Annotated in this window: 24 protein-coding genes; 6 read left to right on the top strand and 18 right to left on the bottom strand. The window is 75.0% G+C overall.

Annotated features, from left to right (window positions below; genetic code table 11):
* The first annotated feature begins 80 nt into the window (after nt 1–80).
* The 3 genes from J2N69_RS30035 to J2N69_RS30025 are packed head-to-tail and all read left to right on the top strand — an operon-like array spanning nt 81 to nt 1,716.
* A complete protein-coding gene (locus J2N69_RS30035; RefSeq protein WP_230904935.1) occupies nt 81–704 on the top strand; it encodes a nucleotidyltransferase family protein in 624 nt (207 codons plus the stop codon).
* A complete protein-coding gene (locus J2N69_RS30030) occupies nt 701–955 on the top strand; it encodes a hypothetical protein (RefSeq protein ID WP_127913069.1) in 255 nt (84 codons plus the stop codon). The genes J2N69_RS30035 and J2N69_RS30030 overlap by 4 nt, the downstream gene beginning before the upstream one ends.
* Nucleotides 952–1,716: a metallophosphoesterase family protein gene (locus J2N69_RS30025; protein WP_230903488.1), complete on the top strand. Its 765-nt coding sequence runs from the start codon at nt 952–954 to the stop codon at nt 1,714–1,716. The genes J2N69_RS30030 and J2N69_RS30025 overlap by 4 nt, the downstream gene beginning before the upstream one ends.
* A gap of 22 nt (nt 1,717–1,738) precedes the next feature.
* On the opposite strand, the gene J2N69_RS30020 is transcribed toward J2N69_RS30025, so the two are convergent.
* From J2N69_RS30020 to J2N69_RS30010, 3 genes are all read right to left on the bottom strand, one after another.
* Nucleotides 1,739–2,746, bottom strand: a complete 1,008-nt coding sequence (locus J2N69_RS30020) for a glycosyltransferase family 9 protein (RefSeq protein WP_230903487.1) — start codon at nt 2,744–2,746, stop codon at nt 1,739–1,741.
* Between the two features lie 66 nt (nt 2,747–2,812).
* The gene (locus J2N69_RS30015; protein WP_230903486.1) at nt 2,813–3,814 is read right to left on the bottom strand and encodes an NAD-dependent epimerase/dehydratase family protein; all 1,002 of its coding nucleotides are present in this window, start codon (nt 3,812–3,814) and stop codon (nt 2,813–2,815) included.
* A 46-nt stretch (nt 3,815–3,860) separates the two neighbouring features.
* On the bottom strand, nt 3,861–4,658 hold the full coding sequence (locus J2N69_RS30010) for an SDR family oxidoreductase (protein WP_230903485.1): 798 nt from the start codon (nt 4,656–4,658) through the stop codon (nt 3,861–3,863).
* Between the two features lie 500 nt (nt 4,659–5,158).
* On the opposite strand from J2N69_RS30010, the gene J2N69_RS30005 reads away from it, so the two are divergent.
* A complete protein-coding gene (locus J2N69_RS30005; protein WP_230903484.1) occupies nt 5,159–6,427 on the top strand; it encodes an MFS transporter in 1,269 nt (422 codons plus the stop codon).
* 500 nt (nt 6,428–6,927) lie between these two features.
* Here J2N69_RS30005 and J2N69_RS30000 read toward each other — a convergent pair whose 3' ends face one another.
* From J2N69_RS30000 to J2N69_RS29935, 14 genes are all read right to left on the bottom strand, one after another.
* Nucleotides 6,928–7,926, bottom strand: coding sequence for a glycosyltransferase family 9 protein (locus tag J2N69_RS30000; RefSeq protein WP_230903483.1), 999 nt, complete (start codon nt 7,924–7,926; stop codon nt 6,928–6,930).
* Nucleotides 7,923–9,311, bottom strand: a complete 1,389-nt coding sequence (gene rfaE2 / locus J2N69_RS29995) for a D-glycero-beta-D-manno-heptose 1-phosphate adenylyltransferase (RefSeq protein ID WP_230903482.1) — start codon at nt 9,309–9,311, stop codon at nt 7,923–7,925. Before rfaE2 ends, J2N69_RS30000 begins: the two co-directional genes overlap by 4 nt.
* The gene (locus tag J2N69_RS29990; protein ID WP_230903481.1) at nt 9,308–9,967 is read right to left on the bottom strand and encodes a D-sedoheptulose-7-phosphate isomerase; all 660 of its coding nucleotides are present in this window, start codon (nt 9,965–9,967) and stop codon (nt 9,308–9,310) included. Before J2N69_RS29990 ends, rfaE2 begins: the two co-directional genes overlap by 4 nt.
* 143 nt (nt 9,968–10,110) lie before the next feature.
* Nucleotides 10,111–11,391: a glycosyltransferase gene (locus J2N69_RS29985; RefSeq protein WP_230903480.1), complete on the bottom strand. Its 1,281-nt coding sequence runs from the start codon at nt 11,389–11,391 to the stop codon at nt 10,111–10,113.
* Nucleotides 11,388–12,353 carry a glycosyltransferase gene (locus J2N69_RS29980; RefSeq protein WP_230903479.1) on the bottom strand — a complete coding sequence of 322 codons (966 nt, stop codon included), beginning with the start codon at nt 12,351–12,353 and terminating at the stop codon, nt 11,388–11,390. Before J2N69_RS29980 ends, J2N69_RS29985 begins: the two co-directional genes overlap by 4 nt.
* Complete coding sequence (locus tag J2N69_RS29975) at nt 12,350–13,465, bottom strand: glycosyltransferase family 9 protein (protein WP_230903478.1); 1,116 nt, start codon at nt 13,463–13,465, stop codon at nt 12,350–12,352. Before J2N69_RS29975 ends, J2N69_RS29980 begins: the two co-directional genes overlap by 4 nt.
* The gene (locus J2N69_RS36730; protein ID WP_408056831.1) at nt 13,462–14,403 is read right to left on the bottom strand and encodes an HAD-IIIA family hydrolase; all 942 of its coding nucleotides are present in this window, start codon (nt 14,401–14,403) and stop codon (nt 13,462–13,464) included. The genes J2N69_RS29975 and J2N69_RS36730 overlap by 4 nt, the downstream gene beginning before the upstream one ends.
* 233 nt (nt 14,404–14,636) lie before the next feature.
* Nucleotides 14,637–15,749 carry a glycosyltransferase family 2 protein gene (locus J2N69_RS29965; protein WP_230903477.1) on the bottom strand — a complete coding sequence of 371 codons (1,113 nt, stop codon included), beginning with the start codon at nt 15,747–15,749 and terminating at the stop codon, nt 14,637–14,639.
* Complete coding sequence (locus tag J2N69_RS29960; protein WP_230903476.1) at nt 15,746–17,446, bottom strand: carbamoyltransferase family protein; 1,701 nt, start codon at nt 17,444–17,446, stop codon at nt 15,746–15,748. Before J2N69_RS29960 ends, J2N69_RS29965 begins: the two co-directional genes overlap by 4 nt.
* Before the next feature lie 117 nt (nt 17,447–17,563).
* Nucleotides 17,564–18,535, bottom strand: coding sequence for an NAD-dependent epimerase/dehydratase family protein (locus J2N69_RS29955; protein WP_230903475.1), 972 nt, complete (start codon nt 18,533–18,535; stop codon nt 17,564–17,566).
* Between the two features lie 232 nt (nt 18,536–18,767).
* A complete protein-coding gene (locus tag J2N69_RS29950) occupies nt 18,768–19,184 on the bottom strand; it encodes a CBS domain-containing protein (protein WP_127912334.1) in 417 nt (138 codons plus the stop codon).
* A gap of 269 nt (nt 19,185–19,453) precedes the next feature.
* Complete coding sequence (locus tag J2N69_RS29945) at nt 19,454–19,816, bottom strand: DUF6479 family protein (RefSeq protein WP_230903474.1); 363 nt, start codon at nt 19,814–19,816, stop codon at nt 19,454–19,456.
* A 188-nt stretch (nt 19,817–20,004) separates the two neighbouring features.
* The gene (locus J2N69_RS29940; protein WP_230903473.1) at nt 20,005–20,202 is read right to left on the bottom strand and encodes a hypothetical protein; all 198 of its coding nucleotides are present in this window, start codon (nt 20,200–20,202) and stop codon (nt 20,005–20,007) included.
* Between the two features lie 60 nt (nt 20,203–20,262).
* Nucleotides 20,263–20,940: a UdgX family uracil-DNA binding protein gene (locus J2N69_RS29935; protein WP_230903472.1), complete on the bottom strand. Its 678-nt coding sequence runs from the start codon at nt 20,938–20,940 to the stop codon at nt 20,263–20,265.
* Nucleotides 20,941–21,156: 216 nt separating this feature from the next.
* Here J2N69_RS29935 and J2N69_RS29930 point away from each other — a divergent pair, with 216 nt between their 5' ends.
* Together J2N69_RS29930 and J2N69_RS29925 are read left to right on the top strand one after the other, a co-directional pair.
* Nucleotides 21,157–21,933: a polysaccharide deacetylase family protein gene (locus J2N69_RS29930; protein ID WP_230904933.1), complete on the top strand. Its 777-nt coding sequence runs from the start codon at nt 21,157–21,159 to the stop codon at nt 21,931–21,933.
* A gap of 29 nt (nt 21,934–21,962) precedes the next feature.
* On the top strand, nt 21,963–22,397 hold the full coding sequence (locus J2N69_RS29925) for an SRPBCC family protein (RefSeq protein WP_230903471.1): 435 nt from the start codon (nt 21,963–21,965) through the stop codon (nt 22,395–22,397).
* A 44-nt stretch (nt 22,398–22,441) separates the two neighbouring features.
* Here J2N69_RS29925 and J2N69_RS29920 read toward each other — a convergent pair whose 3' ends face one another.
* Complete coding sequence (locus tag J2N69_RS29920; protein ID WP_230903470.1) at nt 22,442–23,611, bottom strand: XdhC family protein; 1,170 nt, start codon at nt 23,609–23,611, stop codon at nt 22,442–22,444.
* Between the last annotated feature and the right edge of the window lie 31 nt (nt 23,612–23,642).

Genomic DNA, 23,642 nt, shown 5'->3' with positions numbered 1-23,642 from the left:
GGCGTCCGGAAACGGAGCAGCAGGTGACGCCGAACGCAGAAGACATCGCACCGGACACCGCCCCCGACGGACGGAAACCGGTGGGCGGGCCCGTCCTGGGGGACCCGCAGCACGTCGTGGGGACGCAGGAGCTTCCCCCCGACCTCAACCAGGCCATCCTGGAGGCGACCAAGCAGGTCGCCGCCGTCCTCAAGAGGAACGACCACGACTTCGCCCTCGCCGGCAGCGTCGCCGTCTACGCGCACGGCGGTACCGGCAACCTCCAGCACGACGCCGACTTCTGCATCAAGCCCGAGGACGCCGAAGCGGTCGCGGCCACCCTGGAGGAGGCCGGCCTCGCGGTGTACGCGCCGCCCGAGGACTGGCTCCTCAAGGCCAAGTGCCTGGGCCAGGACATCGACCTCATCTTCGAGCTGGCCCATCAGCCGGTCACCGCCGAGCTGCTGGGGCGGGCCGTGGAGCTGCCGGTGGACTCGGTGCGCATGCCGGTCCTGGCGCCCACCGACCTGATGCGGGCCCTGCTCGCCGCCTTCTCCGAGCACCACTGCGACTTCGGCGCCGTCCTGCCGATCGCGCGGCAGCTGCGGGAGATGGTCGACTGGGAGGCGGTGCGCGACGAGTGCGGGGACGCGCCGATGCCGTCCGCCTTCCTGTACCTCCTGGAGCGCCTGGACGTCATCGCACCGCAAGGAGGAGACCGATGAACGACCCGGCCAACGTCGAGTACCGCATCGCCCACCTGAAGGAGCGGCTCGCCGCGGAGGAACTGGGCGAACTCGGCATCCGCATCGAACACCGCGGGTCATCCGTGAACGTCGTCGGGACCGTGCCCACCTCGCACTGCCGTGAGGAACTGCTGCGGACCGTGAACGACCAGCTGGCCGGTCTCACGGTCCACTGCGACATCGTGGTGGCCGATGCGGCGGCCCCCGACCACCCGGAGGAAGTCGCATGATCCGCATCGCGGCCGTGGGCGACATTCACATGGGCCTCGACAGCAAGGGCGTGCTCAGGCCCGCCTTCGAGACGCTCCCGAACTGCGCCGACCTGCTGCTCCTCGCCGGTGACCTCACCCGGCACGGCACGGTGGAGGAGGCGCGGGTGGTCGCCGAGGAGGTGGCCGGCCTGCCGGTGCCGGTCGTCGCCGTGCTCGGCAACCACGACCATCACGACGAGCGGCCCGAGGAGGTCACCGCCACCCTGCGCGACGCGGGCGTCCGCGTGCTCGAAGGAGAGGGCACGGTCGTCGAGGTCGACGGGGCGCGGGTGGGCATCGCGGGCACCAAGGGGTTCGGCGGCGGGTTCGTCGGGCGCAGTGGGAGCGAGTTCGGCGAGCCGCTGATGAAGGAGTTCATCCGGTACACCCGCCGCTGCGCCGAGGGACTGCGGACCTCACTGGCCGAACTGGCCGAGCAGGGGTGCGACACGAGGGTGGCGCTCACGCACTTCGCGCCGGTCGCGGACACCCTCGCGGGCGAACCCCTGGAGATCTATCCGTTCCTCGGCAGCTATCTGCTGGCGGAGGCGGTCGACGAGGCGGGCGCGGACCTGGCCGTCCACGGCCACGCGCACGCGGGCACCGAGCACGGCATGACCAGCGGCGGCGTCCCGGTGCGCAACGTCGCGCAGCCCGTGATCCGCAAGGCCTTCAACGTCTACCACCTGAGGGGCGGCCGCTCGGCCGAGACAGCGGCGGCCGCCTCCGGCAGCGCGTAGCCGCCCCCCTGGCAGCTCGTGGTCAGACGCCCTCGGCGAGCAGTTTCTGTACGCCGCGCACCACGTCCTGGGCGGTGACCTCGCTCAGGCAGGGGTGGCCGGGCACCGGGCAGTGGCGGGCCCGGGTGGCCGCGCAGGGGCTGTTCTGGTCGCCGAGGAGGACGGCGGGCACGCCGTAGGGGCCCCGGCGCTCCGCGGGGACGACCGGGGAGAAGACGGAGACCACCGGGGTGCCCGTCGCGGCGGCGAGATGGGCGGGGCCGGTGTTACCCGTGATGACGACGTCGGCCGCCCGCAGCACGCCCGCCAGGGTCCGCAGGTCGGTGCGCCCACCGAGGTCCACGGCGGTGCCACCGCTGACCTCGTGGGTGAGGGCGGCCTCGCGGGGGCCGCCGGTGACGACGACGCGGTGCCCGGCGTCGGCGAGCAGGGAGACCGCCTCGGCCGCGCGGTCGGCGCCCCAGGAGCGCGCGGGCGTGCCCGCCCCCGGGTGCAGGACGACGTAGGGGCCGTTGCCGGTGAGGGCGGCCGTGTCGGGGGTCGGCAGGACGCGGAGCCGTCCGTCGTCGCCGGCCCTCGGCAGGAAGCCCAGGGCGGCGGCCGTGTCGAGCGCCGCCTCGGCGTCGTGGCGGCCGGGAAGGCGCCGGTGGGGGCCGTCGATGAGGCTGCCGGAGTCGTCGGCGCTGTCGGCCCCGATGTGGCGTACGTACGCCATCCGCAGCAGGAGGGCCGCGGGCAGCGGGCTCTGTTCGAAGGACGTGAGGACGAGCGCGACGTCGTACGACTCGTCGCGCAGCCGCTCCAGGAGGCCGTCGACGTCCGCCTCGTCCACCGTCGGCGGGCGCGGGCCGGTCCACGGCGCCTCCCATACGAGGACGTCGTCGACGTGCGGCAGCAGCCGCGCCGCCTCCTCGCCGCGCGGCCCGCACATCAGCGTCACATGGTCGGCCCGGGTGGCGACCGCGCGGATCGCCGGACCGGCCAGCAGGACTCCGGTCATGCCGTCCAGACAGACGACGATCGCCCTCACCGGCCCGCCTCCTCGCGGACACCGCCGCCATGAACGCGGACACCGTCACCCCGAGAACGGACATCGTCACCACGAGCACGCACGGTGTACGCCTCCCTCTGCGCTCGGCACGTTCCGGGGCCCGCTCCGCGCGGGCCGGTCGATGAGGTCGGCGACGGTGCGCTTGAGCCCGTCGGCCAGGGAGACCTTGGGCGTCCAGCCGAAGATCTCGTGGGCGAAACCGGTCTGGGGCCGCGGCTCGGCATGGCCGTCCGGGGCCCCCGTGAACCGCAGGCACGCCTCCGAGCCGGTCAGGTCGATCACCCGGCGGGCGATCTCCTCGACGGTGGCCGTCGGCTCGCCGCCGATGTCGACCGGCCGCACCGACCGGCTCGCGGCGACGAGGAGCACGCCTTCGACCGTGTCGTCGACGTAGCACAGCGAGGGCCTGCGGCCGCCGTCACCGGGGACGGTCACCGGCCCGCCGCCCAGTGCCTGCCTCACGAGGTCCGGGATCAGCGGGCCGTCGTCGGGCGCCATGCGGGGCCCGTACGCGGGGAAGAGCCGGACGATTCCCGCGTCGGCCTCCCTGGCGCTGACGAACGCGGTGGTCAGCGCCTCGGCGAAGCGCTGGGCCCCGTCCTGCGCCGGGCCGGTCCCGTCGGGGCGCGCCGCGGTGTGGCAGGTGGAGGCGAGGACGAACCGGGCGCCGTCCCGGTCGGCCATGGCGAGGGCGTTGCGGGTGCCCAGGGTGTCGGGGTCGGGCGGGCCCGGGGGGCGGGGCGCGAAGACGGCCCGGGGGGCGGGGCAGGCGGGGTGGAGCACGAGGTCGTACGGCCCGGGCAGGGTGTCGGGGCAGCCGGGCCGCGCGATGTCCCGCTCCAGGTAGCGGAAGCCGGGGTGGCCCGCCAGGTGCTCGACGTTGTGGGCGGCGGCGGCCGGCACGTCGTCGACGCAGTCCACGTCGACGCCCGCGTCGAGCAGGCGTTCGCACAGGTGGGAGCCGAGGAAGCCAGCGCCCGAGGTCACCACGGCCTTCTCCCACGGAGGCGCAACCACCGGCGCCATGGAGAACATCGCCGATGTCATGGGACGACCTTCCTTCCGCCGACGAGGTGTGCGGGGTCGGGGCGCGTCACGGCCAGGACGGCTCCTTGCGGGGGACGACGACCAGTTCGGACACGGCGCTGCCGGCCGGGACCGACAGGGCGTACAGGACCGTGTCGGCGACGATGTCCGGGCTTTGCAGCATGGACACGTCGGCGTCCGGGAAGCGCTCCATGATGAACGGGGTCTCCATGCCGCCGGCGATGATCCCGGTGACACCGATGCCCACGCAGTCGCGCTGCGCCTCCTTGAACAGCGTGTGGGTGAACGCGCGCAGACCCGACTTGCTGGCCGCGTACGGTCCGGCCTCCGTCCAGGTGCGGTTGGCGGCGGTGGACAGGATGTTCACGATGTGGCCGCCGCCGCGGGCGATCATGCGCCGGTAGCTCTCCAGGCACAGGTACATGGGCCCGAGGAGGTTGGTCTCGACGACCCGCGTCACCTCGGTCGCCGTCAGGTGCTCGATCGGCTTGGAGACGTCCACGGCGGCGTTGTTGACCAGGATGTCGACGGCCTCGCCGGCCTCCTCCAGGTCACGGAAGACGGCGGCCACCGCGGCGGCGTCGCGCACGTCCATCTCCACGAAGCGGGCGTCGAGGCCGTCGCGGCCCAGCTCGTCGCAGAGCTCCTGCGCCAGGTCCTTGCGGACGTCGGCGACCACGACCGACGCGCCCGCGCCGACCAGTTTCCTCGTGATCGCGGCACCGAGGCCGCGGGCGGCGCCGGTCACCAGCGCCTGCTTGCCGTGGAGGTCGACCTGCGCTCCGCCGCCCATGCCCGTGCCTTCCTTCGTACGTACGCTCGCCGGCGGCTCGCTGTCGGCCACCGCTCCGCTTCCCACTGTGACGCCGAGTGGGCGCTCCGGCACCTCGGGCCGGGCCACCCGGCGCACGGCACGCGGCTGTGGCCCGCGCCACGGGGGTGCGCCCGGCACCCGTGCGCGGACCTCTTTCCGTGACCGTGTGAGCAAGCACACCAGAAGCGCCAAACCGCTTATGGCGTTGGCGAGTTGGGGTCGATCGGTGCGGCGCCGGGCGGGGTGGCGGCCGGGCCCGTGAGCACCGTCTGTCAGCATGGTCAACGCCGTACACCCGGAACGTCCGCCCGCCCCCGGCGCGCCGAGAAGACGTCATTCCGGCGCCGCGGCGCCCCCCTCGGTGGAGTGACCGCGCAGTGCTGCCGGTGCCCCTTGCTCCCGCCGATCTCCTCCGCCCGTGTCCCTGCGGACCGCTTCCGAGTCTCCGAGTGCCTGTGTCTTCCTCTCCCCTTGCCCCTGCCGCCGCGGGCGCCTCCCGTTCGCCGTGGCGCTCCCTGAAGTACCGCAGCATGCGCTGGTGGTCCGTCGCCAACTTCGTGTCGAACGCCGGTACGTGGATGCAGCTGACCGTGCAGAACCTGCTGGTCCTGCAGATCACCGGGTCCGCCGCCGCCACGGGCCTGTCCATGTCCGTACAGGCCGCGCCCGCGCTGCTGATGAGCCTGGTGGGCGGCGCCGCCGTGGACCGCTGGCCCCGCAAGCTCACGGCCGCCGTCAGCCAGGCCCTGCTGGGCGCCGTCGCCTTCACGACGGCCATCCTCGTGGCGTGCGGGGGGCTGAACCTGACCGTGCTCATGGCGCTGGCCGCCGTCACCGGTGTCATCGCCACGGTCGACGGACCCGCCTGCGCGCTCCTGGGCAATGACCTCGTGCCGCCGGAGGACGTGCCGTCGGCGATCGGTGTGGGCTCGCTCGTCCACAGCGCGGGCCGCCTCGCCGGCGCGGCCCTCGGCGGTGTCACGGTCGCCTTCCTCGGGACGGCCGCCGCGTACGCCGCCAACGGCGTGTCCTTCCTCTTCGTCGCCGCCGTCATCCCGTTCCTGCGGCCCGCGTACGGGGCGCTGCGGCAGGACGCGCCCGCGAGGCGCGGGAGCGGGGCCGGGGTCGGGGGCACGGGACAGGACGCGGCGGCCGACATGACCGTGCGGCAAGGCCTGATGTTCTTCATGCGGCGGCCCCGTCTGATGGCCCTCGCGGGTGTCACCGGCATCAGCGCGGTCTTCGGACGTAACTACACGCTGACGCTGGCCGTGCTCGTCACCGGGCCGCTCGCCGGGGGCGCCGGGTCGTTCGGCACGGTCTCCACGGTGCTCGCCGTCGGCGGCATCGTCGGCGCGGTCCTCGGTGCGCGGCTGCGGCGGCCGTCCGTGCGGCTCGTGGGCGTGCTGGCCGCGGCGGGGGCCCTGCTCCAGGTGGTGGCGGGGTTCTCGCCGTCGTTCGCCGTGCTGCTCGTCCTCGTGCTGCCGATGGCCGTCGTCGAGTCCGTCTCGGACACCGCGGGGAAGACCGTCCTCCAGACCGATCCGCCCGCCCATCTGCGGGGGCGGGTGCTCGGCGTGTGGGGAAGCGTCAGCACGGGCTGGGGCCTCGCGGGGCCGCCGGCGCTGGGGCTGCTCATGGAACTGGCCGGTGCGCGGGGGGCGCTTGTGGTGGGCGGGCTGATCATCGCGGGGTCCATTGGGGCGGGGTTCTTGCTGCGGGGGCGGCGGGATGTCGCGGTGCCGGTGCTGGTGCGCGAGGCGGGGGCGGGGGCGGGGGTGTTGGGCACGGCTGCGTGACCCTGCCGGGGGGGTGGCGGTGTGGTGACGCGGTTGCAGCTGCCGGGTGGGGGTTTGTCGGCGGGTGCGGGTGGGTGGTGGCTGGTCGCGCAGTTCCCCGCGCCCCTGGGGGGGCTGCCGGGTTGCGCCTGATTCAGGGGTGCGGGTAGGTCGTGGTTGCTCGCGCAGTTCCCCGCGCCCCTAGGGAGTTGCCAGGTTGCGCTTGTTTCACGGGTGCGGGTAAGTCGTGGTTGCGCGCGCAGTTCCTCGCGCCCCTGGGGAGCTGCCGGGTTGCGCTTGTTCTGCGGTGCGGGTAAGCCGTGGCTGGGCGCGCAGTTCTTCGCGCCCCTGACGGGGCGCGGGGAACTGCGCGAGCGACCACGACGCGCCTGCACCCGCAGAACGAGCCCCAGCCCCGCACCGCCCTTAGGGGCGCGGGGAACTGCGCGAGCAACCAGCCACTCGCCGCGCCCGCGAACCCCACCCGCACCCGGCAGACGCAACCGCGCCCGAACGAAACGTCAGCTCGCGGGGGCCGGGGTCGGCAACCCCCGTACCGCCCCCAGCACCTCCTCCACCGAGATCCGCAGCAACCGCCGATCCGGGCGGAGCCCATGCGCGTCGCCCGGTCTGGCCGTGCCCCCGGTGCCGTCCGGGTGCCACAGCACCCGGTGCCGCGCGTCCGGTGGTGGCCCCCACAGGCGCGGTGCCACGGGGCCGAACAGGACGACCGACGGAGTCCCGAGCGCCGTCGCCAGGTGGGCGAGCCCCGTGTCCCCCACGATCACGCACCGCGCGGACGCCACCAGGGCCGTCAGCCGGTCGAACGGCACGTCCCGCGCGCCGCCCAGCACGGCGTCCGCCGGCAGCCCGGCCCCCGTCGCCACGCGGCGCGCGGTGGCCTCCTCCCCCGCCCCCGCCGTCACGACGACCTGGTGACCGTCGGCGGCCAGCTCCCGCGCCACGGCGGCGAACCGCTCCGGGGGCCAGCGGCGGGCCCCGGCGTCGGCCCCGGGGTGGACGACGACCGCGCCGGGCGCCGGGGAGGGCGTGGCCGCCACCGGGATGCGCAGGTCCGCGGGGTCCGCCGGGACCCCGTACCAGGAGAGCAGGCGGCACCACCGCTCCCGCTCGTGCTCGTCGTCCCGCCAGGCAGGGCCCTCGATGTCGGGGGTGCCCGGATGCGCGTACGCCATGAGGCGCCTGGGGCGCAGCCGCTGGAGGAGCAGGTGGCTCGGGGGGCCGTTGCCGTGCAGGTCCACGGCGAGGTCCGGCGGCGGTCCCGTCCAGGGCAGGTCGCCCGGCACCGCCCGGCCGGGGGCCGACGCGGGCAGCAGCCGGTCCACGAGGCCGGTCGCGGCGGCGGGCGCGGCCAGCCTCTCGGGCGCGGCCAGCACGATCTCGTGGTCCGGCAGCCGACGCCGCAGGGCGCGCAGCGCGGGTACGGCGGTCAGCAGGTCCCCGAGGCCGAGCGCCCGCAGCACCAGCACCCGGGGGCGGACCCCCGCCGCCTCGCTCACGACGGTGGCGCGACGGCCGCGGCGGCCCGGCGCGCCAGCAGGGTCGTGGAGCGGCCGTCGAGGTAGGGCAGGACGACCGCCTGGCCGCCCCACGCGTGCAGCGCCTGCGCCTCGGGCAGGTCCTGGACGGAGTAGTCGCCGCCCTTGACCCACACGTCGGGCCGCAGCCTGTTCAGCAGTTCCTGCGGGGTGTCCTCCTCGAAGACGGCGACGGCGTCGACGCTGCCGAGTGCCTCCAGGACCCGTACGCGGTCCGCCTGTTGGTTGAGCGGGCGGCCGGGGCCCTTGCGGCGGGTCAGGGACGCGTCGGAGTTGAGGCACACGATCAGGCAGTCGCCGATGCGCCGGGCGCTCTCCAGGAGGCCGACGTGGCCGGCGTGCAGCAGGTCGAAGCAGCCGCCGGTGGCCACCACCGTGCCGCCGCGGGCCCGCACCCGTTCCGCGAGGGCGAACGCGTCGGTGCCCGGTGTCTCCTCCGGGCCGCAGGCGGGCGTCGTCCGCCACAGCGCCGGGTTCGTGGCGCCGCCCGCCGACACGAACGCGGCGGCCTCGGCCACCGCCCGCTGGAGCGCCTCCTCCGGGAGCGAGCCGTCCGCGAGCGCCGCGGCCGTCGTCGCGGCGAAGCAGTCTCCCGCGCCGCACGGGTCTCCGGTGGCGTGGTACGGCGACGGGATGAGCATCGGCGTACCGGAACCGGGCCGGGTCAGCAGGACGCCGCGCTCGCCCAGGGTCACGGCGACACCGGCCGCCCGCCAGCGGTCGGCCAGCTCCGCGCCCCGCTCGGCGTACGAACGCAAGGTCTCGCCGTCGCCCGGGCACAGGGCGCGGGTCTCCGCCGCGTTGGGGGTGACGAGCCGGGCGCCGGGGACGGGGGTGTCGCCCTTGGGGTGCGGGTCCCAGACCAGGGGGATGCGCGGGGTGACGGCCGCCAGGTGCTCGCGTACGGCGCTCGCCGTGTGCCGACCGTAGTCGGCGACGAGGACGGCGTGGGCCTGGGCCAGCGCGTCGCGCACGGCGGCGTCGGGCTCGCCCGGTGTGCCGCCGCCCCGGTCGATGCGGACCAGGGGGCGCCCGGAGGCCATGACGCGGGTCTTCACGGGCAGGGTGCCGTCGAGCGGCAGCTCCACCAGCCGCACGCGGCCCTTCAGTTCGCGGCGGACGGCTTCGCTCGCGGGGTCGTCGCCGAGCGCGGTCACGAGGATCACCTCGCGGCCGCCGCGGGCCGCGAGCGCGGCGGCGAGCCCCGCGCCGCCGGGGTGGCGGCGGTCGGCGGTCACGTCGACGACCGGGGCGGGGGCGTCCGGGGAGAGCCGGGTGGCGACCCCTTCGATGTCCTCGTCGAGCAGTACGTCTCCGACGACGACCAGCGGCTTCGGTCCGGTCACGGCGTCCTCCCGTTGACGGGGACCGCGGCGGGCGGCGCGGTCCGGGTGACGGTGGCGGGCACCGGGGCGGGGCGTTCGGTGAGGGCCGCGTCGAAGGCCTCGCAGAGCAGGTGGACGGCGACGAGGTGCGCCTCCTGCACGGTCGCCGTGGTCTCGCCGTCGACGTACAGCCGTTCGTCGGCGGCTTCGCCGAGGGGGTTGGGGCCCGGCCCGGTGAGCGCCCAGACGCGCAGCCCGGCGGCGCGGCCCGCGACGGCGGCGGTGATCAGGTTGGCGCTGCGGCCCGAGGTGGAGAGCAGGATCAGGATGTCGCCGGGCCGGCCGTGCGCGGAGACCTGCCGGGCGAAGACGTGGTCGAAGCCGTAGTCGTTGCCGATGGCGGTCATGCTGGACGTCTCCGCGTGCAGGGAGATCGCCGAGTACGCCGGCCGCTCCTGCCGGTAGCGGCCCACGAGTTCCGCGGTCAGGTGCTGGGCCTGGGCGGCGCTGCCCCCGTTGCCCGCGGCCAGCAGACGGCTGCCGGCGGGCAGGGCGGCGGCGAGCCGGCCGCCCCACTCCGCGATCCGGCCGAGGCTGTCCCGGCGCAGTCGGCGCAGGGCGTGTTCCAGTGACCGGCAGTGCAGATGCGCGGCATCGAGTGCAGGGTGTTCGGTCATGCTGATCGGGCTGCCGCGCGTCCCTGAGGACGGCGACGGGCCCGCACCTCCTTCGGATGTCTCGGATGTCGTGCTTCCGCGGTCGGCCGGGAACGGGGGCGGGCGGGCTCCCCGGGGGCCCGGGTCGCGGGCGGGGCGCGGGGTCACACCACCCCCGCCCCCGTGGCGACGGGCTGCGTCTCCAGGACGTCGCAGTACGCCGCCTCGGTCGCCGCCGCGACCCGCCCCCAGCCGAACCGGCGCAGGGTCCGGCGGCGGCCCGCCTCACCGCAGGCCTCGCGGGCGGCGGGGTCGGCGAGGAGTTCGGCGACGGCGGCGGCGAGCGCCTCGGGGTCGCGGGGCGGCACCAGGCGGCCGGTCGCCGGGTCGGCCACCGTGTCCAGCTGGCCGCCGACCGCGCTGGCGACGACGGGCCTGCCGCAGGCCATGGCCTCCAGCGGGACGATGCCGAACGGCTCGTAGTCCGCGGGGCACAGCACCACGTCGGCGGCGCGCAGCAGCGGCGGCACGTCGGTGCTCGGGACGCCGCCGGTGAAGCGGACCCGGTCGGCGACGCCCGCCTCACGGGCGAGCGCGCGCAGCCGCCGGACCTCCGGGTCCTGGTCGAGCCGGTCGGCGGGCGGGCCGCCGACCACGACCAGCTCCGTCTCGGGCAGGCGGGCGAGCGCGGCGATGGAGACCGCGGCGCCCTTGCGCGGGACGAGGCGGCCCAGCTGGAGCAGTTGGTACCGCTGGGTGCCGCGCTCGGCGACCGGCCCGCGCGGGGTGAACAGTTCGGTGTCGACCCCGCACGGCACGATGCCCGCCTTGGTGGCGGGGATGCCCATCCTGCCCAGCTCGACGACCTCGTCGCGGCAGGTGGCGATGACCCGGTCGCAGCCGAACCCCACCTCGGTCTCCAGGGCGATCCGCTGCGGCGGGCTGGGGTCGGCGAGCTGCTGATGGCGCCGCTTCACGGTGCCGAGCGCGTGATACGTGTGCAGGAGTGGCAGCCCCAGTTCACGCGTGGCCCACAGGGAGGCGAGCCCCGACATCCAGAAGTGCGAGTGCACCAGATCGGGCGGCCGGCCGCGCCAGGTGCGGGCGAGGTAGCGGCCGAACGCGCCCATGTGGGGCAGCAGTTCGTCCTTGGGGATCTGCTCGGGCGGGCCCGCGGGCACGTGGTGCACCGCCACCCCGTCGCGCAGCGGCACCTGTTCGGGGAGGTCGCGTGCGTCGCGGCGGGTGTAGACGGTGACGCGGTGGCCGCGGTCGGCGAGGGCGCCGGCGAGGCAGGCGACGTGCACGTTCTGGCCGCCCGCGTCGACGCCGCCGAGTGCGGCGAGCGGACTCGCGTGCTCGGAGACGAGGGCGATGGAAAGCCGTCCGGAGCCGAAGGCGCCCGGAGAACCGAGCGAGCCGGCGGGGCGAAGAGAGTGGGTCATGAGCACGCCTCCGTCATCACGCGCTCCCAGTCGTGGAGGAAGCGCTTGAGTCCGTACCGTTCGAGTGCGGCCTGGCGGGCGCGGGCCCCGTCCTCGGCCGCGGCCTCCGGTTCCTCCAGGTAGCGCCGGGCGGCCCGTGCCAGGACCTCCGGCCGGGTCGAGAGGGTTCCCGCGCCGGGCGGCACGGCCTCGACGGCCTCCGTGGTGGCGAGCGCCACGACGGGCATGCCCAGGTGCATGGCTTCGAGGAGGGAGAGACCGAGGGAGGTCCAGCGGATGGGGTGCAGATACAGGCGCCGCTCCGCGAGCGCGCCGTGCAGTTCGCCCTGCGGCAGGTCGGCGGCGCGGCACCGGTCCTCGGGCAGGCCGAGGTGCGCGGCGAGCCCTTCGGTGCGCATGCCGAAGACGTCCAGCGGGGCCGCCTCGCTCAGGGCGGGCAGCAGGTCGGTGCCGGTGTGACGGCCGCGGCGCACCGGTTCGTTGACGACGACGGCGGCGCGGGCGAGGCGTCCGGTGTAGCGGTGCCCGGGGTCGACGATGCCGTGTTCGATGACCTCGGTGCGGGTGCTGCCGCAGTCCCAGAACAGCCGGTTGAAGTGGGTGACGTGGACGAGCGTCAGGTCGTCGCGGTCCGCGTACGGGTGCCGGGTGTCGGGGACGTCGCCGTCCGGCGCGTTGTGCTCCAGGTAGACGGCGGGCACGTCCTGCCCGGGGCGGCGGCCGCCGAGCCAGCGTTTGGCCAGCTCCGCTTCGTGGGGGCGCTGGAGGACGACCAGGTCCACGTCGGCGTCCCGCAGCTGCTCCGGTGTCAGCTCGCGCACCGACGCGGGCCAGGTGAAGGTTCGGGCCCGCCCGAGTCCGTCGGGGCCGCGGTCCGGTGTGACGGGAACGAGGTAGGTGTGGGGGCCCTGGACGAACGCGGTCGTCCAGGAGCCGTGCACGTGCCACAGCAGGATGTTCATACGCTTGCTCCTCGTTCCGTCCCGGGCGTGCGGCCCGGCGCGGTCATCGGATCGGTGGGTCTCGGCGGTCGGGCGCGGCCGGCCGGGCCGGGCTCGCGGTCGGTGAGCGTCGCCACGGCGGCGAGCACCTCGGCGTCGTCAACCCCGTCGAGGCAGGGGTGGCCCGGCAGCGGGCACCGGCGCGCCCGGCTGCCGGCGCACGCCTCGTGCTGGTCGCCCAGGAGGACGTGGGGCACGCCGTAGGGCGCCCAGCGCTCGGCCGGCACCACCGGCGCGAAGAGGCAGACGACGGGGGTGCCCACGGCGGCGGCGAGGTGCGTGGGCCCGGTGTTGCCGGCCACCACCGCCTGCGCCCGGGCCATGACACCGGCCAGGCGCCGCAGGTCGGTGGCCCCGCCGAGGTCCAGCGCGTGCCGCCCGGCGACTCGCGCGGTCAGGTCGCGCTCGTCCGGGCCGCCGGTGACCACGACCCGGTGGCCGGCGGCGCTGAGGGCCGCCGCGGCGCGCGCGGCCCGCTCGGGGCTCCATGCGCGCGCGGGGACGGCGGCGCCGGGGTGGAGCACCACGTACGGCTTGCCGCCGGTCAGGGGCAGGGTGTCCGGTGTCGCCTCCACGCGCAGTGCCCCGTCGTCGCCGGGCGGCAGCGCGAAGCCGCTGGCCTCGGCGAGGTCGAGGGCGGCCACGGCTTCGTGGCGGTGGGGCAGCCGCTGGTGGCGGAGGTCGAGGAGGGTGCCGGGGTAGTCCTCGCTGTCGGCGGCGATCCAGCCGACGCCGCCGAGCTTCAGCAGCAGGGCGACGGGCAGCGGGCTCTGGTGGTACGAGACGAGCACCAGGGCGCGGTCGAACCGGCCCTCCGTGACCTGCGTCAGCAACTGCTGGGTGGCCGTGTGCGAGACGGGCGCGGGTTCGAGCCCCACCCAGGGGGCGTCGTACACGAGGACATCGTCGACGTCGGGCAGCAGCCGGCCCGCTGGCGCGCCCTGCGGACCGCACAGCAGCGCGGTGTAGGAGGAACCGGCCGCCACGGCACGCACGGCGGGTCCTGCCAGCAGCACGTCGCCCGCGCTGTCCAGGCGTACGACGAGGCTGCGCGGCAGTCGGGAGACGGTCATCGCTCCTCCACCTCCAGCGGGCGGTGGCGTACGTCGCCGGGGTCGGCGCCGAGCGCCAGGCGTACGGCGGTGAGCAGGTCGGGGGCGACGGTGTCGGCGGCCTCGATCTCCTCGGCGCGCGTGACGGGGGTGGGGACCAGGACGCCGCGGGCCCCGGCGGCGCGGGCGGCCGTCATGTCGGCCCCGATGTCGCCGATGACGGTGGTCCGCGCGGCCGGGACACCGAGCCGGGCGCAGGCGGCCAGGACCAGGCCCGGTGCCGGTTTGCGGCAGCGGCAGCCGTCGTCCGGGCCGTGCGGGCAGACGGCCCAGACCTGGAACGGCCCGAGGAGTTCGTCCACGCGCCGCCGCACGGCCTCGGCCTGGGCGCGGGTCAGCAGGCCCCGGGCGACGCCCGACTGGTTGCTGACGACGCCGACGGGGAGACCCGCCGCCCGCACGGCGTCGACGGCCTCCCGCGCGGTCGGCATGAGCCGCACCAGCGCGGGGTCGCCGTTGTAGGGCACGTCGACGACGAGCGTGCCGTCCCGGTCGAAGAGGACGGCCGCGGGCAGGACGCGGTGCGGCACGGGCCGCCCCGCAGCGGGGCCGTGGGCGAGCCAGGGGCCGTTGTCGGGCGCGGGGATGAGGGGGCCGGCGGGTCCGCCGCGGGGTGCGGGGGCGAGGGGGGTGCCGGAGCCGCCGCCGGGTGCGAGGGAGCCGCAGGGTGCCGAGGCGAGCGGGGCGCGGTCGGCGCCGTGGGGCTCCCGGGCGCCACCGGCGGGGGTACGGCCGCCGGCGCCCCGGGGGGCTTCGGCGCGCCGGACGGCGTCGGTACCGCGCGGGGCCAGGTGCTCGGCGGGCGGGCCGTCGGCCGGGCGGGGCCCGTCACCACCGGGGGCGGAAGCGGCCGGGCCACGGGGCAGGCAGCGGCCGTCAACGGGGCCGGAGGCAGCCACGCCGGACACGCGGGCAGCCGGATCACCGGCCGGCCAGGAACCGTCGCCGCCCGGGGCGGAAGCGGCCGTGCCACCGGCCGGCCGGTGACCGCCACCGGACGCGGAAGCAACCAGCCCACCGGCCGTCCAGGGGCCGGTGCCGGGCCCTGGAGCGACCGGCTCAGCGGTCGGCCGAGGCCGGGCACGGTGCGGGGCGGGTGCCGCCGGGTGCCGCTTCGGCGCGGCGTGGCCGTTCATCGTCGTATCCGTTCCTCGCCGGCCAGGCGCAGGGGCGGGGCGGGCGGGTGGCCGTGCGGGTCCGCGTAGGGGTCGAGCGGTGTCGCCCCGCGGTGGACGACCTGGCCGCGCAGCCAGTGCCAGACGGCGGCGGGCGGGATGAGGACGCTGGTCATGGCCATGGTGAGCATCTCCTCGCGGTCCCGTGGGCCGGGCAGGACGCGCGCCAAGGCGAACTCGGCGGTGCCGGCCAGCCACGCCGTCGCGCAGACGGCGGTCGCCGCGGGTTTGCGCAGGGCGGCGCAGCCCAGGGTGGCGAGGGCCGCCGCGGTGACGGCGAGGTGGCGGGGCAGGCGGCCGCGGGGCGCGGCGGCCCTGGTCCACCAGTCGCGGCCGTGCAGGCGGGTCATGAGCACGTCGTCGGCGTTGCCCCGCTGGAGGCGTACGGAGATCCAGCGGTCGGCCGGACGCACCGGGTGGGCCGTGGTGCGGGTGCCCGCGGTCACCGACCAGCCGGCGGCGAGCGCCCGCAGCGCGAGGTCGGCGTCCTCCCGGAAGGCACGCCGGAACCGCTCGTCGAAGCCGCCGACGGTCTCCAGGGCCTCGCGGCGGTAGGCCATGTCGGCGGTGATCCAGCGCGCGGTGGCGAGCCCGGCGGTGTTGCGTTCCCAGTCGGTGGGCCGGCGGTCGGCGGGGAGCGGGACCTCGATGCGGGCGGTGACCGCGCCGACCGCGCCCTCTTCGGACGCCGCCGCCGCGGCGAGGTCGAGGGCGAGGTCGTCGCACCACGTGGCACCGGGCACCACGTCGTCGTCGAGGAAGACGATCCACGGCACCCGGCCGGCCGCGCGCCAGCCCGTGTTGCGCGCGGCGGCGGGGCCGCGGGCCTCTCCCCGCACGACGGTGGTGAGGGGGCGCAGGGCGGCCGGGATCTCGACCGGCAGGGGTGTCCCACCGTCCGGTCCCGGGCGGTCGTCGACGAGGATCACGCGCTCCGGCTGCGGCCCCTCGGCGGCGGCCAGCGCGCGCAGGGTCGCGGCCAGGCTCGGCCTGCCGAGTGTCGGTACCACCACGGCGTACGCGCCCTCGACGGCGCCGGTGTCGTGCGGGTCCATGGCGTGCTCGGTCATCGCGGTCCCCCTCCCCCGGACGCCTGGGGTTCGAGTTCGGGGTCCCGGGGTCCGGACGTCCGGAAGAGGTCCTGGCGCCGGATCGCGTAGGGGCCGATGGCCAGCAGGTCGACGGGTGAGGAGCCGAAGCACTCCAGGGCGTCGCGCGGGTCGTCGACCATGGGGCGGCCCGCCGTGTTCAGGCTGGTGTTGACGACGACCGGCAGGCCGGTGAGCTTCTCGAACTCGCCGAGCATGCGGGCGACGAGGGGTTCGCGCGCCGGGTCCACGGTCTGGATGCGGGCCGTCCCGTCGACGTGGACGACGGCCGGGATGCGCTCCCGCCACTCCTCGGCCACGTCGTGCACGAAGAGCATGTACGGGCTCGGCATCGGCCCGTCGAAGATCGCGGGCGCGCGGTCGGCGAGCACCATCGGCGCGACGGGCCGGAACTGCTCGCGGCCCTTGACGTCGTTGAGCCGTTCGAGGTTGCCCGCGTGGCCGGGGTGGGCGAGCAGCGAGCGGTGGCCGAGGGCCCGCGGGCCGTACTCGGAGCGGCCCTGGAACCACGCGACGATGCGGTTCTCCGCCAGCGCCCGCGCGACGGTCGCGGCGATGTCCGGCGGCCGTTCGAACACCACGACGGCCGTCTTCAGCCAGGCACCGAGTTCCGCCTCCGACCAGTCGCGGCCGAGGTCGGCGCCGGTCATGGGCTCCGGGTCGTCGCCGTGTCCGGCCGCGAGCAGCAGCGCGCCGCCGAGGGCGGTGCCCGCGTCACCGGCGGCGGGCTGCACCCACACCTGGGAGAAGGGTCCCTCGCGGGCTATGCGGGAGTTGGCGACACAGTTCAGGGCGACGCCGCCGGCGAGCGTGAGGACGCGGTGGTGGGTCTTGCCGTGCAGCCAGCGCGCCAGGTCGAGGAGGGTCTCCTCCAGGACGGCCTGGGCGCTGGCGGCCACGTCGGCGTGGGCCTGCGTCCACGGCTCGTCGGCGCCGCGCGGCGGGCACAGCTCGTGCCAGGGCACGGCGGTGGCGTGGAATCCTCCGTCGCCGGTGGGGTACACGTGGCGGCGCAGCTCCGCGAGCATGCGCGGGGTGCCGTGGGAGGCGAGGGCCATCACCTTGAACTCGTCGGAGGAGCGGAGGAATCCGAGATGCGCGGTCAGCTCCTCGTAGACCAGGCCCAGGGAGTGCGGCAGGTCCTGCGCGTACAGCGGCTCCAGCGTGTCGCGGACCCGGCGCGCGGCGAGGTGGGAGGCGCGTTCACCCCGGCCGTCCAGGACCAGGACGGAGGATTCCTCGGCGTCGGGCGCGGCGAAGGCGCTCGACGCGGCGTGCGCCATGTGGTGCGGTACGAAGCGCACGATGGCGGGGTCGAGGCCGGGCAGCGCGGCCTTGAGGAAGCCGGGGGCCTCGCGTGCGTACGTCTGCCGCAGGTGGTCCCAGGGGTCGTCGAGCCCCATGTCGCCTGCCGGTCGGGCGAGTTCGGGGTCGTAGGAGTAGGTGACGGCGTCGAGGTCCTCGGGCCGCAGGTTGGCCCTGCGCAGGCACCAGGCGGCGGCCTGCTCGGGCAGTTCCCAGGCCGAGAACGGCACGGGGCGTTTCCCGTGCTTGCGTCGGGAGAACCGTTCCTCCTCCGCGGCGGCGACGGTACGGCCGTCGATCACGAGGGCGGCGGCGGGGTCGTGGAAGAGTGCGTTGATTCCGAGGATGCGCATGAGGGGTCCGGGGTTCTGTTGGCGGGACAGGGCGCGGGGCCGGGTGCGGGAGGCCGGGGTCTGCGCGGGCCGGGGTCCGGCGGTAAGGCCGTGGCCGGTCCGGTCAGGGGTCCGCGGTCAGTGCTCCGCCGTGGCGCGGAACCAGTCGATCGTGCGCCGCAGGCCTGCCACGGCGTCCACGCGCGGTTCCCAGCCGAGCTTGTCGCGCGCCAGCGTGATGTCCGGGCAGCGGACGGCGGGGTCGTCCGTCGGCCGGTCGATGAAGCGAATCTCCGTGCCGGCGGCGTCGGCGCCGGTGAGGTCGATGACCAGGCGCGCCAGTTCGAGCATGGTGATCTCGGCGGGGTTGCCGATGTTGACGGGGCCGCGCATGCCGTGGGCGGCCGCCGCGAGGATGCCGGCCACGGTGTCGTCGACGTAGCACAGCGAGCGGGTCTGCCGGCCGTCGCCGGTGACCGTCAGGGGCTCGCCCTCCAGGGCCTGGCGGATGAAGGTCGGCACGGCGCGGCCGTCGTGGCCCCGCATGCGCGGCCCGTAGGTGTTGAACAGCCGCACGATGGCGGTGTCGGTGCCCTCGGCCTCGGCGTGGGCCGTGGTGAACGCCTCGCCGAACCGTTTCGCCTCGTCGTACACGCTGCGCGGGCCCACCGGGTTCACATGGCCCCAGTACCGCTCGTCCTGCGGGTTCTGCTGCGGGTCGCCGTAGACCTCGGAGGTCGAGGCGAGCACGAAGCGGGCGCCGGAGCGGTGGGCGAGCCGGAGGGCGTTGCGGGTGCCGAGGCTGCCGGTCTCCAGGGTGTGCAGGGGCAGGCGCAGATAGTCGGCCGGGGAGGCGGGGGACGCGAAGTGGAGCACGAGGTCGGGCGGCCGGTCGACCTCGATCCCTTCGGCCACGTTCGCCCGTATCAGCTGGAAGCCGGGGCGGTCGAGCAGCGCCGACACGTTCTCCGCCCGTCCGGTGCTGAAGTCGTCGACGCAGGTGACGGCGGTGCCCGCGGCCAGCAGGGCGGTGCACAGGTGCGAGCCGACGAAGCCCGCGCCGCCGGTGACGACGGCGTGTTCCCAGGTACGCGACACAGGTGCGGTCATGCAGCTCTCCTCCGTACGCGGTGACGGCGTGCGGCGCCGCTCACCGGCCGCTCCGACGGCGCCGGGGCACCGTCCAGTCCCGCAACAGCCTCTGTCACCTGAGCGGGGACGGCCCGGCGGTGTACGGCATACGGGTGAGTCGCGCTGAGTGAGGCAGGGGAGTCGGGCGCCTCCGCACAGCGACGGGACCCGGCGCTTGCGCCGGGTCCCGGAAGCGTGCGGAGGGGCTGGGTCAGTCGGTGGAGAGCGCTTCGAGGAGGTCGCCCACCTGGGGGTCGGGGAGGTTGCGGGCGACATCCGCCTGGGCGACGACGCCGACCAGGTCGTGGCCGTCGATGACGGGCAGCCTGCGGACCTTGTGGGTGGTCATGGTGCGCAGGATCTCCGCGGTGTCGTCGTCCGCCCCGATGGTGACGGCTTCGCCCTGGGCGAGTTCGCCCGCGGTGGTCGATTCGGGGTCCTTGCCCTTGCCGAGGACTTTCACGACGATGTCGCGGTCGGTGAGCATGCCCTTGAGTTTGTTGTCCGTACCGCAGATCGGCAGCGCGCCGACGCCGAGTTCGGCCATCTTCCGGGCGGCCAGGAGGACGCTTTCGTCGGCGCCGATGCACTCCGCGCCGCCGGTCATGATGTCTCTCGCCGTAGTCATGTCACTCCATTGCTGTGAGCGGCCCGGGAAAAGGGGCCTCTGGTGGGGGGTGCGTGCGCGGCGGCTTCTCGTGGGGGACAACGGCCGCCGCGGCCTATTCTTCGGCGTGCTTCCGGCAAGGGGGAAAAGAAGGTCCGCCAAATGCGGAGTCGGGGCGGAACGGGGGCGGGGCTTCGGCGGGCGGCAATTGCCCGGGCGGAGCGGGTCGGCAGTACGGCATGGTTCAGCGCCGTGCGGCGCCGTTGGGCGCGGCACGGTCGAGTGCCGGCTCAGCTTCCGAGGCCGCCGCTGCCGAAGCTGCCGCCGTCGCCTTTGCGGTGGTCCGCCGGGTCCTGCGAGGCACAGCGGTGGGTACTCGACTGGCCGTACCCCTCTTTCAGCTCATGCGGGAGGAGCCGGCCGCCGTCCCTGGGCACCTCGTCCGGCTCGCGGTACTCCCGCTCTTCCCTGACCGGGCCTTCGTAAGGCCGTTTCGGCTGTTCCTCCGGCTTCGGCGGGCGGGATTCGCGGGCGCGTACCCGTTGACCCCAGAGAAAGGCGCCGAGAAGGACAGCGACCACGACGAGACCGGCGGCCCACATCAGGAGGGAGCCGGTGTGCCCGTCAGCGAGTTCCCACTCCATGGTTTCCATATGAGTGTTGTACCCGCCCTCTCCGAAAAATAGCTGGGGGTGGGGTCAGCTCTATTCATCCGGACGATTCACCGAACGGATATTTCCGGCGACGCCGAGAAAACCAGCGGCGCCGGAAAGCGGCACGTCCGGCCGGCCGACCGGCGCCTCGTGGGTGACGCTCACGGGTACGCCTTACGGGTGACGCCTTACGGGTGGTCGGGCTTCTGTTCCGGCGGAGTGCCGCCGCCCTTCCCGCCGCCCTTGGCCCCGCGGTCCGTCCCGTGCGGCTCGCCGCCCTTGCCCCGCGAGGTCGGGGGCTGCGACGCCTTGGCCGAACCGCTCTCCTGTGGTGTGGCGCCGCCCTTGCGGCTGCGCCGCAGCTCTGGTTGCTGTGGATTCGACATTTCTGTTCTCCTTACGGGTTCTCCTACGGGGGGGCTCTCGCCGGTCGGCCGGTCCCGCCCTCAGCCGAGGAAGCGGGACGCCACCCGCAGGTCGGTCACGAGCCCCGCGAACGCCTCGTCCCTGTCCTTCGAGCGGAGGACCGCCGAAGGGTGCACGGTGGCGAGGAGGCGGCGGCCGCCGTCGCCCCCGGTGGCCAGCGGCAGATCCGCGCCGGACGCCAGGGAGAGCAGGGCGCCGCGCGACTCGGTCACCTTGAACGAACTGCCCAGCAGTGACTTCCCGGCCGTCGCGCCGAGGGCCACGACCAACTCAGGGTTCACGCGCCGCAGCTCGGCCGCGAGCCAGGGGCGGCAGGCGGTCAGTTCCCGGAGGTTCGGCGCCTTGTGGATGCGGCGCTTGCGGCCCTCGGTGACGGGCGCGAACTTGAAGTGCTTGACCGCGTTGGTGACGTACACCTGGTCCTCGTCGAGCCCCGCCTCGCCGAGCGCCGAGCGGAGCAGCCGCCCGGCCGGACCCACGAAGGGCTCCCCCGCCCGGTCCTCCTGGTCGCCGGGCTGTTCCCCGACCAGCATGAGGCGCGCGCGGGCGGGACCGGCGCCGAACACGGTCTGCGTGGCGTTCTCGTACAACGGACAGCCACGGCAGTCGGCGGCGGCACGGCGCAACGCCGGGAGACCGCCCCGCGTGGGCACGTAGGGCCGCGCCCCCTCGGGTGTTTCCTGGTCCGAGCCCGCCATGGCGCCTCCTACCGAAAGCGTCCCACCGCGCCCATCGCTCGGCCAACCGAGACCTCGAAACCCCGGGCCCCAGGAACCCGGGAGCCCCAGGCCCCGCCGGAGCCCCGGCAGCCCCGGCAGCCCCGGCAGCCCCGGCAGCCACTATGAACCGACTGTATACGCGATGTGTATAGTGCTCACATGCCTGCCGTGAACACGCCTTTCGCAGCCTTGAAGATGCCGTGCCAGCCGAAAAGGTTGCCTCGCACCGCCTCCGTCCTCGCGGCAGGCGCGGCCCTCGTCCTCGCGCTGACCGGGTGCACCAAGCTCGACACCACCTCGCCCAGCACCGTGCGCAAGGAGGGCGCGGCCGCCAAGGCCGCCGACCAGGGGAAGTTCGGCACCGTCGACTGCCGCAAGGCCAAGTGCGTGGCGCTGACGTTCGACGCGGGACCGAGCGAGAACACGCCCAGGCTGCTCAAGATCCTCAAGCGGGAGAAGGTCCCCGCCACCTTCTTCACGCTCGGCAAGAACCACATCGAGAAGTACCCCGAGCTGGTGAAGCGGATGGACGCCGAGGGCCACGAGGTGGCGAGCCACACCTGGTCGCACAAGATCCTCACGAAGATCGACTTGGACGAGGCGCGCGAGGAGCTGGAGCGCCCCAACAAGGCGATAGAGAAGCTCATAGGCAAGAAGCCGACGCTGATGCGGCCGCCGCAGGGCCGCACGAACGAGGACATCAACAAGCTCTCCAAGGAGCTGGGGCTCTCGGAGGTCCTGTGGACCGTCACCGCGAAGGACTACACGACCAATGACTCCGAGCTGATCCAGCAGCGGGTCATCGACCAGACCAAGCGGGACGGCATCATCCTGCTGCACGACATCTACAAGGGCACCGTGCCGGCCGTCCCCGGCGTCATCACCGAGCTGAAGAAGCGCGGCTACGTCTTCGTGACGGTCTCCCAGCTGCTCGCACCCGGCAAGGCCGAGCCCGGCAAGGTCTACCGCTAGTCGCCCCTCGGGTGACTAACCTCGGTGGCGTGGCACTCTTCCGGTTCACCAGGGAAACGTCCCTGCCGCCCGCCGAGGCATGGCGCCGTCTCACCACGTGGGAGCGGCACGGCGAGGCGGTCCCGCTCACCCGCGTCACGGTGCGCACTCCCCCGCCCACACGCGTGGGCACGGTCTTCGTGGCCCGTACCGCGCTCGGCCCCGTCGGCTTCGACGACGTGATGGAGGTCGTCGACTGGCGGCCTCCGGAGGGCACGGCGCCGGGCCGGTGCCGCCTGGAGAAGCGGGGCGGGGCCGTCCTGGGCTGGGCGGAGATCGAGGTGGGGCCGGGTCCGGTGGGCTCCCGGGTCGTCTGGCACGAGGAGCTGCGGCTCCGACTGCTGCCGCCGCTCTTCGACGGGGTGCTGTCCGCGGTGGCCCGGCCGATGTTCGCCCGGGTCGTCACGCGCCTCACGAAGGTGTGAGTGCGACCGGCAGCCCGGCAGCGCCCGGACGTGCCTCCTGCGGCTCAGGCCACCGACCCGATCCGCCCCGCCGGCTTGTGCGCCCCGTCGTGGTGGATCGGCGTGTGCGCGCCGGTCAGCGAGACACCGCTGCCGCCGCGGCGGCCCGCGACGATCTCCGCGGCGATGGACAGGGCGGTCTCCTCCGGCGTACGGGCGCCGAGGTCGAGGCCGATGGGCGACCGCAGCCGCGCCAGTTCCAGCTCGGTGACGCCGACCTCGCGCAGCCGGGCGTTGCGGTCCTCGTGGGTGCGGCGCGAGCCCATCGCGCCGACGTAGGCGACGGGCAGCCGCAGCGCGAGGCGCAGCAGCGGTACGTCGAACTTGGCGTCGTGGGTCAGCACGCACAGCACGGTGCGGGCGTCGACGTCGGTGGTCTCCAGGTAGCGGTGCGGCCACTCGACGACGATCTCGTCGGCGTCGGGGAAGCGCGCGGCCGTCGCGAAGACGGGCCGCGCGTCGCACACGGTGACGTGGTAGCCGAGGAACTTGCCGACGCGTACGAGCGCCGACGCGAAGTCGATGGCGCCGAACACGATCATGCGGGGCGGCGGCACGCTCGACTCGACGAGGACCGTGAGGGGCGATCCGCACCGCGACCCGTCCTCGCCGATCTCCACGGTCGCCGTGCGGCCCGCGTCGAGCAGGGCCCGGGCCTCGCCCGCGACCGCGCGGTCCAGCTCCGGATGTCCGCCGAGGCCACCCTCGTACTCCCCGGAAGAAGCGACGCCGTCCGAAGGACGTACGAGGAGGGCGCGGCCCAGCAGCTCGGCCGGCCCGGAGGTGACGCGGGCGACCGCCGCCGCCTGCCCCGAGGAGGCGGCGGCCAGGGCGGCCGTGAGGACCGGCCGCGCGGGTGAGTCCGCGCGGACCGGGGTGACGAGGATGTCGATGACTCCGCCGCAGGTCAGACCCACGGCGAAGGCGTCCTCGTCGCTGTAGCCGAAGCGTTCGAGGACGGTCTCGCCGTCCTCCAGCGCCTGTCGGCACAGTTCGTAGACGGCGCCCTCCACACAGCCGCCGGAGACCGATCCGATGGCCGTGCCGGACGCGTCGACGGCGAGCGCGGCGCCGGGTTGCCGGGGCGCGCTGCCGCCGACCGCCACGACCGTGGCGACGGCGAAGTCACGTCCCTGCGCGACCCACCGGTGCAGCTCGTCGGCGATGTCCAGCATGTCGGCCTCCTCAAGGCTCGGCGGATGTGCG

This window comes from Streptomyces huasconensis (assembly GCF_021028635.1).
In the GTDB taxonomy this organism is placed as follows: Bacteria; Actinomycetota; Actinomycetes; order Streptomycetales; family Streptomycetaceae; genus Streptomyces; species Streptomyces huasconensis.
This window is presented reverse-complemented; position numbering and strand designations above follow the sequence as displayed.